The sequence below is a fragment of the Halopseudomonas nanhaiensis genome (genome assembly GCF_020025155.1).
In the GTDB taxonomy this organism is placed as follows: domain Bacteria; phylum Pseudomonadota; class Gammaproteobacteria; order Pseudomonadales; family Pseudomonadaceae; genus Halopseudomonas; species Halopseudomonas nanhaiensis.
This window is the reverse complement of the sequence record NZ_CP073751.1, coordinates 2465095-2476928: the sequence shown is the minus strand read 5'-3', so window position 1 is coordinate 2476928 and position 11834 is coordinate 2465095. Positions and strand designations below refer to the sequence as shown.

Below are 11834 nucleotides of genomic sequence, written 5' to 3'. Positions count from 1 at the left end.
ACGGGCGGCCATGGCTGATCAGTCTTTGTTATGGGCGAACTTGCTGCAGCGAAGCTCTGGGATCTGATCGGCCAGGTGAGAATCCCGACCGATCATAATCCTTGTGCCTTCGAGGGGAAAGTCTCGAGGCGAATCAGGAGGCTTCCTGAACCGCCTTGTAGATCGAATTGCGCGGGCGCGCGAATACGCGACGCATCATCGGCTCGAAGAACTCCAGTGGCTCGGACTTGTAGTCCGGATCAAAGGCCGGTGCATCGTACTTGGCGCAGAATTCGGCGGTGTACTGATACAGCGGATGATCCTTGAACTGCTCGCGCAGATGCCGATCCATGCCCAGATGGTGAAAGAAGTAATAACCCTGGAACACGCCGTGCTTCTCGACCATCCACAGGTTCTCTTCGGAGACGAACGGCTTGAGAATGGCCGCAGCGACATCCGGATGATTGAATGAGCCCAGCGTGTCGCCGATGTCATGCAACAGGGCGCACACCACGTACTCTTCATCGCGACCGTCGCGGTGAGCGCGGGTAGCTGTCTGCAGCGAATGCTCCAGGCGATCGATGGGGAATCCGCCGTAATCGCCGTCAAGCAGCTTGAGGTGAGTCATGATGCGCTCGGGCAGGCCCTTGGAGAACGCCTTGAAGTGGCCGGAAATGATGTTCCAGTCTTCAGGGGTGCCTTCCTGCATGGCGCGGAATTGTGCGCGTTCTTCACTCATGGCTCATCTCCTCTTGTTCGGCTTTATCAGAGAACTATAGAGCGTCGCGGCCGCTGCGACTGTCGCAGTGCTGACAATCGCCTCAGAAACGGATACGTCCGGTGAGAGCATCGCGCAGCATCACCCAGTCGCCCATGAAACTGTACAGCGGATACTTGAAGGTGGCCGGCTTGTTCTTTTCGAAGAAAAAGTGGCCTACCCAGGCGAATCCGTAGCCCGCCACTGGCAGGACCAGCAACCAGGTCCAGCTCTGCGTGATCAGGGCGTAGGCGAGGATGGTCAACACCAGCATGCTGCCGATGTAGTGCAGCCGGCGGCTGGTGTCGTTGGCATGCTCGGCCAGATAGAAAGGGTAGAACTCTTCGAAAGATGCGAAGGTCTTCGGCGCCGGCTGCTCCAGCGTTGATGAGTCCTGCATGGCGTGCCTCACGTGGTAGGAATGAGCTATGACTTCATTCAACTATAGTGGAGGCGAATCGAGATGCCATGACCAGCGCGGCCAAAGCCTTGCCCTTGTGTGCGGAGCGAGGCTCGGCCTATCATCCAGGCCATTGAAATAACGATAAATTGTGCCGCAGCCACGGTTGCGTGCCGGGAAACTCATGTCGAACACCGAACGCACCACATCGTCGAGCTGGGCCAACGCCATCGTCCAGGCGCTGGCACTCGGCGGGCTCGATGGGCGTGAGATGTTCAGCGAGTTGCAACTCGATCCCTTGCTGCTCGACGACCCCGATGCGCGCATACCGCAGGATCAAATGACCCGCCTCTGGCAGCGTGCGGTCAGCCGCTCGGGGAATCCGGCGATCGGTTTGAACATGGCGCGGGTTATCCGCCCGGCACATTTCAACGTCGTGGCCTTTTCACTGATGTCCAGCAGCAGCCTGCGTGAAGGCTTTCTGCGCATTGTCCGTTACCAGCGCATCATCGGCGAAGCAGCCGACATTGCCCTGCAGCCGCAGCCGGACCACTACCGTCTCGAACTGGCCATCCATGGCGACACCCTTCCGGCTGCGGCGCAGAGTCATGACGCGGTGATGGCCTATGCCATCGCCTTCTGTCGCTGGATGACCGGGCAGCAGCTGATTCCGTTGCAGGCCAGTTTCGTCTATCCACAACCGGCAGACACCGGCCCGTACGAGGCGCTGTTCGGTTGCCCGCTGGTATTCGATGCGCCGCGCTACAGCCTGAGCTTCTCCCGTGAGGTGATGGAGGCGCCGCTGGCGACCGGCAACGCCGCGCTGGCGCAGGTGCACGACCGGCTTGCAGGGGAGTATCTGGCACGGTTCGAGCAGTCACGGGTCACGCACCAGGCGCGCCAGGTGCTGTGTCGCCTGCTGCCGCAGGGTGAGCCCAAGCGTCTGGCAGTCGCCAGCGCGCTGCGGATGAGTACCCGCACCCTCCAGCGGCGGCTGCAGGAAGAAGGCAACAGTTTTCAGCAGCTGCTTGACGAGACGCGCCGTGAACTCGCGCTGCAGTATCTCGGCCAGCCGCAGCTGACGTTGCTGGAGGTCGCGTATCTGCTGGGTTTTGCCGATCCGAGCAACTTTTTCCGCGCGTTCAAGCGCTGGTTCGGTATGCCTCCGGGCCAGTACCGTGAGCAACTCAAGACGCGCGGGGAACCCGGCACGAATGAGGTGAAGTGATGGATGCGCTAGATGCTCTGCACCAGCGTGTATCGGTTCCTCGCCTGGTCGGCCCTGCGCCTACCGCAGAGCAGCGCCAGGCCATGTATCGCGCCGCCCTGCGCGCGCCCGATCATGCCTACCTGCGCCCCTGGCGATTTCTGGTGGTGGAAGGCGACGGCCTGTTGGCGCTTGGCGAGCTGTTCGGTCGTGCGGCGCTGGCCAAGACAGACGGCGACCTGTCCGAGGACGTGCTGACGCGCTATCAGGGGCTGCCGTTGCGCGCTCCGCTGCTGATCGTGGCGATCTGTGCGCATACCGAGCACCCCAAGGTACCGGCTATCGAGCAGGACATGGCGTGTGCGGCGGCCGTCAGCAACATGCTGGTGGCGGCGCACGCGCTGGGGCTTGGCTGCGTGTGGCGCACGGGCGATCTGGCCTACGACCCGATCGTCATGCAGGGGCTGGGACTGGCACCCAACGAAGCGATCGCAGCGTTTCTCTATGTCGGGCATCCTGCGGGCGAGTTGAAGCGTGTGCCGGAGCTGGATCCTCAGGATTTCTTCGTTACCTGGCCACCGCCGCAGGGTAGCGCCACCCGTACCTGAAGCCCCCCGCCAGGCGCGTTGGTGAAACTCAAACTACCGTTGTGGCGGGCAATGGCCCTGCGGGCAATGGCCAGCCCGAGCCCATGACCACTGTCCGGCGGCTGCCCGGCTACCCGCGCAAACGGCTCGCCGAGCCTGCCCAGCCAGTCTTCCGGGACACCAGGCCCGCGGTCGCGAATCAGGATTTCGCAGCGGTTGCCGCTTCGCCTCAGGCTGACTGCAATGAGCCCTTCAGCCGGGGAAAAACGCAGCGCATTGCGCAGCAGGTTATCCAGAGCGCTGGCCAGTTGATCTTCCCACCCATCGATGCGGCAACCGGTCGTCCCGTCCAGTTCGATTCGCTGCTGATCGGCAGCAAAGCGGGCGTCGTCTACCGTCGCCGCTACGAGCGTATCCAGTTCCACCGGCTGTGCGGGTGCATCCTGTGTATCCAGCCGGCTCAGGGTAAGAATGTCATCGATCAGGTGATCGAGCCGCGTGCACTCGCGATCAAGTCGCGGCCATAGCGGATCATCTTCGGCGGGTCGCTGCTTGCTGCCGATTGCCAGCCCTATCCGCAGACGCGCCAGCGGCGATCGCAGCTCGTGGGAGATATCCCGCATCAGTTGCTGTTGACTGTCGAGCAGGCTTTGCACACGACCAGCCATGCTCTGGAAGCTGCGCGAGAGGTCGCCGATCTCATCACGACGCTCGACGACGCCCGCGAGAGACGCTTGTTCGAATCTGCCATGCCCAAGCGCCTGCGCTGCCCTGCCAAGACGTTGCAGAGGGCGCGTCAGATAGCGGCTGAGCAACAGGCTGATGATCGCCAGCACCGCCATGGCCAGGACGACGTTGGCGATCAGCGCGAAAGGGGTGCGTTGCCAGCGAAACAGGGTAGGCGGCGGGACATAAACCATCAGTTGGTAATCAACGGTTCCGGAGTTCCAGGCCAGCTGAAACAGGCGGCCGTGCCGTGGCCGCTGTTCCCCTTCTGCCGGAGCATGGTCGAGCCCGAACCGGTTGGAGTTGGGCAGCGTACCAGCCAGGAGCGCGACGTTGGACTGGTCATACAGCTGAGCGCGCAGTCGATACTCGCGGCGCTGTTCTTCGAGCCATTGCTGGGCCGCGGCGGCTCCCTCGCGTTCATAGCGGGTGACCACGCCTTCGGCGAAGTCACGCAGTTGCGGGTGAAACTGCAGCAGGAGCCAGTCCTGCTGAAGAGCGCGGCTGACCAGAAAGCCCGAGCCACCGACCAGCAATGTGGCCAGCCAGAGAACGGCAAAGACTTTCCAGAACAGCCGCATTGCAATCAGTTGCTATCGTGCGACTGATGCTTCTCGCCGTACTTCTTCTTCATCTCTTCCTTGCGTTCCTTGTGCATCTCTTCCAGCTTCTTTTCCTGTTCGTCGTTGAGCACTTCGCTCATGCGCTTCTTGCCTTCTTCCTTGATTTCCTTGTGCTTTTCCATCTGCTCTTTATAGATGGACTTCACCTGCTCCTGCTGCTCGGGTGTCAGATCGAGCTTCTCGGTCAGGCGTTGCATGTGTTTCTCGCCATGTTCCTTGTCCATATGTGCACCGGCCATTGTTGGTGCAGACATGACGGCAGCCAGCGCGAAGGCGCTCGAGATAAGGATCTTTTTCATGGGTGTATCTCCTTGCGATACAGACCGGCGTATCCGGTCAGTCCTAGAGGAGTCTAGTCATTGCTGTGTCAGCGCGCGTCCGGGGTAGGTAAAGACTGTGTAAAGCCTAGAGCGCGTCGTCAGCTATACAGGTAGCCGCGCCCCCGGACCGACTGGATGCGGTTCCGACCGTCGGCATGCAGGCCGAGTTTGCGGCGCAGGTTGCTCATGTGCATGTCCAGGCTACGATCATGGGGGCCGAGCGATTTGCCCAGCGCCTGCCGGGAGAGCGCCTGGCGGTCGATGAGCTGCCCGGGCCGCTCGATCAGGGTCCGCAGGATCAGCGCTTCGGTCTGCGTCAGTGCGAGTGGATCGTCACCCAGCCAGGCCAGCAGCGACTCCGGATCAAGTCGCAGGTCACCCACCTGCAGCACCGTGCTGGGGGCGGGCTGCCCGTGGCTGCGGCGGAGCAGGGCACGCAAGCGGGCCACCAGTTCACGGGGATCGCAGGGTTTGGGCAGGTAGTCATCGGCGCCGAGTTCCAGACCGAGAATCCGGTCTATCGGTTCGCCGCGCGCGCTGAGCATAAGCAGCGGCGTATTGCTGGTCTGGCGGAGTGTGCGAAGGACTTCCAGCCCGTTCATGCCCGGCAACATCACATCCAGGATAATGGCGTCGAATTGGCCGCTACGGGCAGCCTCCAGTCCGCCGGGCCCATCGTGAGCGCACTGCAGCGAGAAACCTTCGTCCGACAGCCAGGCAGTCAGCAGATCGCACAATTCGAGATCATCATCGATGATCAGCAGCGGGTGCTCACTCAATTGAGCCATTCCCTGCGCTGGCCCCTCCTGCCCGTTCTACCGAGAATGAAGCCGATCAGCAGACAGCCCGCCACTGTGCCCCCGCCGATCATGAACCAGCGCTGCCGCTGCTCTTCACGCTGCACAGCGGCAAGCAGATCGGTTTCCTGTAGTTGCTCGCGCAGCGCGCGGTTTTCTTCGCGGGCCTGCTGCAGCAGGTCGCTGCTGCCGCCCGCCAGCTGATCCGCCAGGCGCTGACGCTCGGCTTCGACCCGCGCGAGCTCTTCCTGGAGTACCCCGAGGTCCTGCGGGGTGGACTGCTCAACCCGCTCTGCGCCAGCTGGAATCGACTCGGTCGGAGCAGGGGCTTCGGCTGCTGTCTGCGCGAGCGCGAAAGAGGAGACGAAACACAGACATAGCGAGCATGCGAGCAAACGGTGGTGGTGCATCGACTGACTCCTTGTCAGGCCGGAAAGACGCGCTTGAAGGGTTTGACGGTTACGTGCTCGTACACGCCGGCGCTCACATAGGGGTCGGCATCGGCCCAGCTCTGCGCTGCGCCAAGGGACTCGAACTCGGCGACCACGAGACTCCCGGTGAAGCCTGCCGCTCCGGGGTCGTTGCTGTCTATCGCTGGATGCGGGCCAGCCAGCAGGAGCCGGCCCTGCGCCTGCAGCGTCTGCAGGCGTTCGAGGTGTGCGGGGCGGGCGTCGGCGCGCCTGGCGAGACTGTCCGGTACATCGCGAGCCATGATGGCGTAGAACATGTCGAGTCCTTGTTTTGAGTGCTGTCGATAACTTATGCCATTCGATTAGGCGTTGTCAGCGTTCGCAGCCCATAATGGACAAATAAATTCATGCGTAACAATGCCCTGGAGTCCAATTTGCTTGCCGATCTGCACATGCACAGTACCGCCTCCGATGGCGTGCTCCAGCCGGCCGAGCTGATGGCACGCGCGGCGGATGCCGGCATCGAGCTGATTTCATTGACCGATCACGACTGTCTGGACGGGCAGGCTGAGGCCCGGTGCGCGGCGCAAGCCCGAGGAATGCGCTGGATCAACGGCGTCGAATTGTCCGCCCAGTGGCAGGGACACACCCTGCATGTACTGGGCTATGGCTTCGACGGCGAATCGGCGTCGTTGCTCGAAGCGATCGAAGGGGTACGGCTGGGTCGCTGGAAGCGCGCCGAGCAGATAGCCGACAAACTTGCAGCCAAGCGCATGCCCGGCGCGCTCGAGGGGGCGCTGCAGGTTCAGCGCGACGCCGGTTCCGACCTGAGCAGTCCGCCCGCCCGGCCGCATTTTGCCGACTGGATGGTACAGGCCGGGCATGTGCAGGATCGCGGCGAGGCGTTTCGTAAGTGGCTGGGTGCTGGAAAACTCGGCGACATCAAGCAGCATTGGCCAAGCCTGACGGAAGTCGTGGGAACATTGCGTGCCGCTGGCGGGGTGGCCGTCATGGCGCATCCATGGCACTACGGTTTCACCCGGCAGCGGCTGCGTCGGCTATTGCGCGACTTCGCCGAGGCCGGCGGCCAGGGCATCGAAGTGGTCAATGGGCAGCAGCCGGTTGATCAGGTCGCCTATCTTGGCAAGCTGTCGAGTGAGTTCGGCTTTCTGGCCAGCTGCGGCAGCGATTTTCATAATCCCGACTCGCCCTGGATGGCGCTCGGACGCATGACCGCCATGCCGCCGGACTGCACCCCTCTGTGGGATCACCCGCGCTTTGCCGCGGCTACGGCCTAGATCGAAGGAAACGCATTGTGAGCCAGTTCTTCAGTATTCATCCGGACAACCCTCAGCCGCGGCTGATACGCCAGGCGGCGGACATTATCCGCGCCGGTGGGGTGATCGCCTATCCGACCGATTCAGCCTACGCGCTGGGCTGTCATCTCGGCGACAAGAATGCGCTCGAGCGCATCCGGCGGCTGCGTCAGCTCGATGACAAGCACAACTTCACGCTGGTGTGCCGTGATCTGTCGGAGCTGGGCGTGTATGCCAAGGTCGACAACGTCGTGTTCCGCCTGCTCAAGGCCAATACTCCGGGTCCCTATACCTTCATTCTCAATGCCACGACCGAAGTGCCCAGGCGCCTGATGCATCCCAAACGGCGGACCATTGGCCTGCGCATTCCCGATCACCAGATCACGCTTGCACTACTTGAAGCTCTGGGCGAGCCGATGATGAGCGTTACCCTGATGCTGCCTGGCGACGAGCTGCCGCTGAACGATCCGCAGGACATCAATGACCGGCTCGGCAAGCAGCTGGACCTGATCATCGACGGGGGTGCGTGCAACCTGGAGCCAACCACCGTCGTCAGTCTCGAGAACGGCGATGTCGAGGTGCTTCGGGTCGGCCTCGGCGACCCGGAGCCCTTTGGAGGTTCGCCTGCCCGCGACGATTTCTGAGGGCAGATGGCGAAGCGGCTGACGGCCCGGCCAATACGGGTATAATCGCCCGCTTATCACTGGTATGTTGCCTCAGTCCAATCTCTGTCAGGAGTTCCCTTTGAGTTCCGTTGAATCCCAGCGTCGTGTTCTGTCTGGCATGCGTCCTACCGGGCGCCTGCACCTTGGTCACTACCACGGCGTACTGAAGAACTGGGTAAAGCTGCAACATGAATACGAGTGTTTCTTCTTTGCTGCCGACTGGCATGCACTGACCACTCACTACGAGAACCCGCAGGGCATCGAGCAGGCCGTATGGGACATGCTCATCGACTGGCTGGCCGCGGGAGTCAGTGGAGGCTCTTCGACCCTGTTCATTCAGTCCCAGGTGCCCGAGCATGCCGAGCTGCACCTGCTTTTGTCGATGGTCACCCCGGTCAGCTGGCTTGAGCGCGTACCGACCTACAAGGATCAGCAGGAAAAGCTCAAGGACATGGACCTGGCTACCTACGGCTTCCTCGGTTATCCCCTGCTGCAGAGCGCGGACATTCTGATCTACCGTGCCGGACTGGTCCCGGTAGGTGCCGATCAGGTCGCGCACGTGGAGATTACGCGCGAGGTCGCCCGTCGCTTCAACCATCTGTATGGCAAGGAAATCGGCTTTGAGGAAAAGGCCGAAGCGGCCATGCACAAGATGGGCAAGAAGGCGGCCAAGATGTACGCCAACCTGCGCCGCGCCTATCAGGAGCAGGGTGACGCCGAAGCGCTGGAAACTGCCCGGGCCCTGCTCAAGGAGCAGCAGAACATTACGCTGGGCGACAAGGAAAGGTTGTTCGGTTTCCTCGAAGGCGGTGGCAAGGTGATCCTCCCCGAGCCGCAGGCCCTGCTGACGCCGGATTCGAAAATGCCAGGGCTGGACGGTCAGAAGATGTCCAAGTCCTACGGCAACACCATCACCCTGCGCGATACGACCGACGAGGTCAGCGAGAAGGTCCGGCGGATGCCGACCGACCCGGCGCGTGTCCGCCGTACCGATCCGGGCGAGCCGGAGATCTGCCCGGTGTTCCAGTTGCACAAGGTCTATACCGATCAGGCGACTCACGACTGGGTCAGGCAGGGTTGTCGTACCGCTGGCATCGGTTGCCTGGACTGCAAGAAGCCGGTGATCGATGCCATCGCCGCCGAGCTGGCGCCGATGCAGCAGCGGGCTCGGGAGTACGAAGCCAACCCGGATGCTGTGCATGTGATCCTGAATGAGGGTACGGAGCGCGCGCGCGATGCTGCGCGCGATACCCTGACCGAAGTTCGGCAGGCCATGGGCCTGCACTACCGCCAGTAACGCAATCATGACCGAGCCAGAGCAGGACCGCCCCGCAAATTCCGTCATCGAGGATCCCGTAGCGGCCGCGGCAACTGCTCAGGCGCTGGTCCAGCCCGGCAGGCAGCAGGAACTGCCGTTCGCCATGGTCTATGGCCAGGCTGTTACCGAGATTCCGCAGGACCTCTACATTCCCCCGGAAGCGCTTGAGGTCTTTCTCGAAGCCTTCGAAGGTCCCCTCGACCTGCTGCTCTATCTGATCCGCAAACAGAACATCGACATTCTCGACATCCCCGTCGCCGAGATCACGCGGCAGTACATGGGTTATGTCGAGCTGATGAAGGTCGTGCGGCTGGAGCTTGCTGCCGAATACCTGGTAATGGCCGCGATGCTGGCCGAGATCAAGTCGCGCCTGTTGCTGCCCAGGCATCAGGAAGACGAGGACGAGGAGCACGATCCGCGCGCCGAGCTGATCCGGCGGTTGCAGGAGTACGAGCGGTTCAAGCAGGCCGCCGAGGATATCGACAGCCTGTCGCGGGTCGGACGTGACGTGCACCTGGCCAGCGCTGAGGCCCCGGTAGCGCCGGCGCAGCGCGCCCACCCGGACGTCGACATGCAAGAGCTGCTGCTGGCGTTGTCCGAGGTGCTGCGTCGGGCAGACATGTTCGAAAGCCATCAGGTTACCCGTGAACTCCTGTCGACCCGCGAGCGTATGGCCGACATTCTCGATCGGCTCAAGGGCGGACACTTCGTGCCCTTTGTCAGTCTGTTCACGGTCGAGGAAGGCCGCCTGGGCGTGGTCGTCACCTTCATGGCAGTGCTCGAACTCGTCAAGGAGCAATTAATCGACCTGGTGCAGACAGAGTTTCTGGCACCGATTCACGTCAAGGTGAGGGGAGAGGATGAACCAGCCGCCGCTTGAACACATTCTTGAGGCCGCCATGCTGGCAGCCGGCAAGCCCCTGTCGCTGGACAAGTTTCGCGAGCTGTTCGACGAAGAACGGGTGCCCTCCAACGATACGCTGCGTACTGCGCTGGCACGGTTGGGAGAGGCCTATGCCGATCGATCCTTCCAACTGAAGGAAACGGCCAGCGGGTGGCGCCTGCAGGTGCGCGAATCCATGTCACCCTGGGTCAGCCGCCTGTGGGAGGAGCGCCCCCAACGTTATTCCCGCGCGCTACTCGAGACGCTCGCCCTGATTGCCTATCGCCAGCCGATTACCCGCGGCGAGATCGAGGACATTCGGGGTGTGGCGGTGAGTAGTCACATCGTCAAGACGCTGTTGGATCGCGAATGGGTCCGGGTGGTTGGCCATCGCGACGTTCCAGGCCGGCCGGCGATGTACGCAACGACCAGACAGTTTCTCGATCACTTCAACTTGCGTAGCCTCAACGAGCTGCCACCCTTGGCGGACATCCGCGACCTCGATCAGCTTGAACCGGAGCTGGCGTTGCAGGATGAGGGCGTCGATGCCGCCGAAGATCGGAATACGCCGTGGATGCCCGTCGAGCCGCTCGCCCCGCTGGACCGGGCCGCTGGAGAAAGCAGTTTCCACAATCTGCTCGCGGAACTCAATTCGATGGAAGCGAACCTGAAAACCGACTTTGATGATCTCGAACCGGACACGCCTGACGACGGCCCGGATGAGGACGACTTCGAATCGGACGACGACCGGCCCTGAACTCCGCTGGAGCTGGTTCATGGCCGGTGCTATCCTGCCGCCCTCTGTCCCACATGAATTACGCCGGGAGGTGCTTGCAATGACAGACTCAGATGAATCGATGGTCCCTGTATCCGGGGAAAAGCTGCAAAAGGTCCTGGCCCGGATGGGGCTTGGCTCCCGCCGTGAGGTCGAATCCTGGATCCAGGCTGGACGCGTCAGCGTCAACGGTCAGCCGGCCACGCTTGGCTGCCGCATCGACAGTCTCGATCAGGTCAGCGTCGATGGACGTCCGTTGCGCCGTGATCTGGCCAGCGAAGTATCCCGCCGCGTCCTGATCTACAACAAGCCCGAAGGTGAAGTGTGCACCCGCGACGACCCTGAAGGCCGTCCGACCGTCTTTGCGCAACTCCCGCGGCTCAAGCAGGGGCGCTGGATCAACATCGGCCGACTCGATATAAACACCAGCGGCTTGCTGCTGTTCACCACCGATGGCGAACTGGCCAACCGGCTGATGCATCCCTCCTACCAGATGGACCGGGAATATGCGGTTCGCGTGATGGGCGAGGTCGATGAGGAAATGATCGAACGGCTCAAGGAAGGCGTGATGCTTGACGACGGTCCGGCGCGTTTCACCGATATCGTTTCCTCTGGCGGCGAGGGTATCAACCGCTGGTACCACGTCTGTCTGATGGAAGGCCGCAACCGCGAGGTCCGTCGTTTGTGGGAATCCCAGGGCGTGCGTGTGAACCGGCTCAAGCGGGTCCGCTTCGGGCCAGTCTTTCTCGGTTCTGAGCTGCCCGTCGGGCGCTACCGCGAAATGAAACAGAACGAGATCGATACGCTTAGTGCGGAAGTAGGCCTTGAGCCGATCGCGTTGCCGGTCATGAGCGTGAACGAGAAGGAAAAGCACAAGCGACAGGCGCGCAAACCTTCCATGCATCAGGCGCGTACGGTCAGGCGTACCAAAGTGCCGCGTCAGAGCTCCTGAGCAAGCGCTCTCGGACTGGATCGCCGACAGAAAGTTCAATTTTCTGTCGGTAAAATTGTAAAAATGCGTTGAGTGGTGGCTCATTGACGGTTTAGAGTGCGCGATCGGAACTCTAAGTT

The 11834-nt window shown here is 62.0% G+C and carries 14 protein-coding genes and 1 pseudogene; 8 read left to right on the top strand and 7 right to left on the bottom strand.

The features are described 5' to 3' along the window. Positions 1 to 133 precede the first annotated feature (133 nt). A complete protein-coding gene (locus tag KEM63_RS11130; RefSeq protein WP_223651650.1) occupies positions 134 to 718 on the bottom strand; it encodes an HD domain-containing protein in 585 nt (194 codons plus the stop codon). A gap of 82 nt (positions 719 to 800) precedes the next feature. Next, on the bottom strand, positions 801 to 1136 hold the full coding sequence (locus tag KEM63_RS11125) for an Mpo1-like protein (protein ID WP_223651649.1): 336 nt from the start codon (positions 1134 to 1136) through the stop codon (positions 801 to 803). 184 nt (positions 1137 to 1320) lie between these two features. On the opposite strand from KEM63_RS11125, the gene KEM63_RS11120 reads away from it, so the two are divergent. Together KEM63_RS11120 and KEM63_RS11115 are read left to right on the top strand one after the other, a co-directional pair. Further along, on the top strand, positions 1321 to 2364 hold the full coding sequence (locus KEM63_RS11120) for an AraC family transcriptional regulator (RefSeq protein ID WP_223651648.1): 1044 nt from the start codon (positions 1321 to 1323) through the stop codon (positions 2362 to 2364). Next, complete coding sequence (locus tag KEM63_RS11115) at positions 2364 to 2951, top strand: nitroreductase family protein (protein WP_223651646.1); 588 nt, start codon at positions 2364 to 2366, stop codon at positions 2949 to 2951. The genes KEM63_RS11120 and KEM63_RS11115 overlap by 1 nt, the downstream gene beginning before the upstream one ends. Here the strand turns inward: KEM63_RS11115 and KEM63_RS11110 are convergent. The 5 genes from KEM63_RS11110 to KEM63_RS11090 all read right to left on the bottom strand — a co-directional run bounded on the left by KEM63_RS11110 (position 2897) and on the right by KEM63_RS11090 (position 6123). After that, positions 2897 to 4237 carry a sensor histidine kinase gene (locus KEM63_RS11110; protein WP_223651644.1) on the bottom strand — a complete coding sequence of 447 codons (1341 nt, stop codon included), beginning with the start codon at positions 4235 to 4237 and terminating at the stop codon, positions 2897 to 2899. The genes KEM63_RS11115 and KEM63_RS11110 overlap by 55 nt on opposite strands. 5 nt (positions 4238 to 4242) lie before the next feature. Further along, positions 4243 to 4578, bottom strand: coding sequence for a Spy/CpxP family protein refolding chaperone (locus tag KEM63_RS11105; RefSeq protein WP_223651643.1), 336 nt, complete (start codon positions 4576 to 4578; stop codon positions 4243 to 4245). A gap of 119 nt (positions 4579 to 4697) precedes the next feature. Next, a complete protein-coding gene (locus KEM63_RS11100) occupies positions 4698 to 5378 on the bottom strand; it encodes a response regulator transcription factor (protein WP_223655865.1) in 681 nt (226 codons plus the stop codon). Then, entirely contained in the window at positions 5375 to 5806 is a 432-nt protein-coding gene (locus tag KEM63_RS11095; RefSeq protein ID WP_223651641.1) for an SH3 domain-containing protein, read from the bottom strand. Before KEM63_RS11095 ends, KEM63_RS11100 begins: the two co-directional genes overlap by 4 nt. Before the next feature lie 14 nt (positions 5807 to 5820). Next, positions 5821 to 6123, bottom strand: a complete 303-nt coding sequence (locus KEM63_RS11090) for a YciI family protein (protein ID WP_223651639.1) — start codon at positions 6121 to 6123, stop codon at positions 5821 to 5823. A gap of 117 nt (positions 6124 to 6240) precedes the next feature. Between KEM63_RS11090 and KEM63_RS11085 the strand changes: the two genes are divergently transcribed. From KEM63_RS11085 to rluB, 6 genes and pseudogenes are all read left to right on the top strand, one after another. Then, positions 6241 to 7104: a PHP domain-containing protein gene (locus tag KEM63_RS11085; protein ID WP_223655864.1), complete on the top strand. Its 864-nt coding sequence runs from the start codon at positions 6241 to 6243 to the stop codon at positions 7102 to 7104. Positions 7105 to 7121: 17 nt separating this feature from the next. Further along, a complete protein-coding gene (locus KEM63_RS11080) occupies positions 7122 to 7766 on the top strand; it encodes an L-threonylcarbamoyladenylate synthase (RefSeq protein WP_223651635.1) in 645 nt (214 codons plus the stop codon). 100 nt (positions 7767 to 7866) lie between these two features. Further along, positions 7867 to 9084 carry a tryptophan--tRNA ligase gene (locus tag KEM63_RS11075; RefSeq protein ID WP_223651634.1) on the top strand — a complete coding sequence of 406 codons (1218 nt, stop codon included), beginning with the start codon at positions 7867 to 7869 and terminating at the stop codon, positions 9082 to 9084. A 124-nt stretch (positions 9085 to 9208) separates the two neighbouring features. After that, positions 9209 to 9985: a segregation and condensation protein A gene (locus KEM63_RS11070; protein WP_223655863.1), complete on the top strand. Its 777-nt coding sequence runs from the start codon at positions 9209 to 9211 to the stop codon at positions 9983 to 9985. Further along, the gene (gene scpB / locus KEM63_RS11065) at positions 9966 to 10745 is read left to right on the top strand and encodes an SMC-Scp complex subunit ScpB (protein ID WP_223651633.1); all 780 of its coding nucleotides are present in this window, start codon (positions 9966 to 9968) and stop codon (positions 10743 to 10745) included. Before KEM63_RS11070 ends, scpB begins: the two co-directional genes overlap by 20 nt. A 79-nt stretch (positions 10746 to 10824) precedes the next feature. Next, positions 10825 to 11703 (top strand): annotated as a pseudogene (gene rluB / locus KEM63_RS11060) (23S rRNA pseudouridine(2605) synthase RluB); the annotation flags it as partial. Positions 11704 to 11834: the final 131 nt, after the last annotated feature.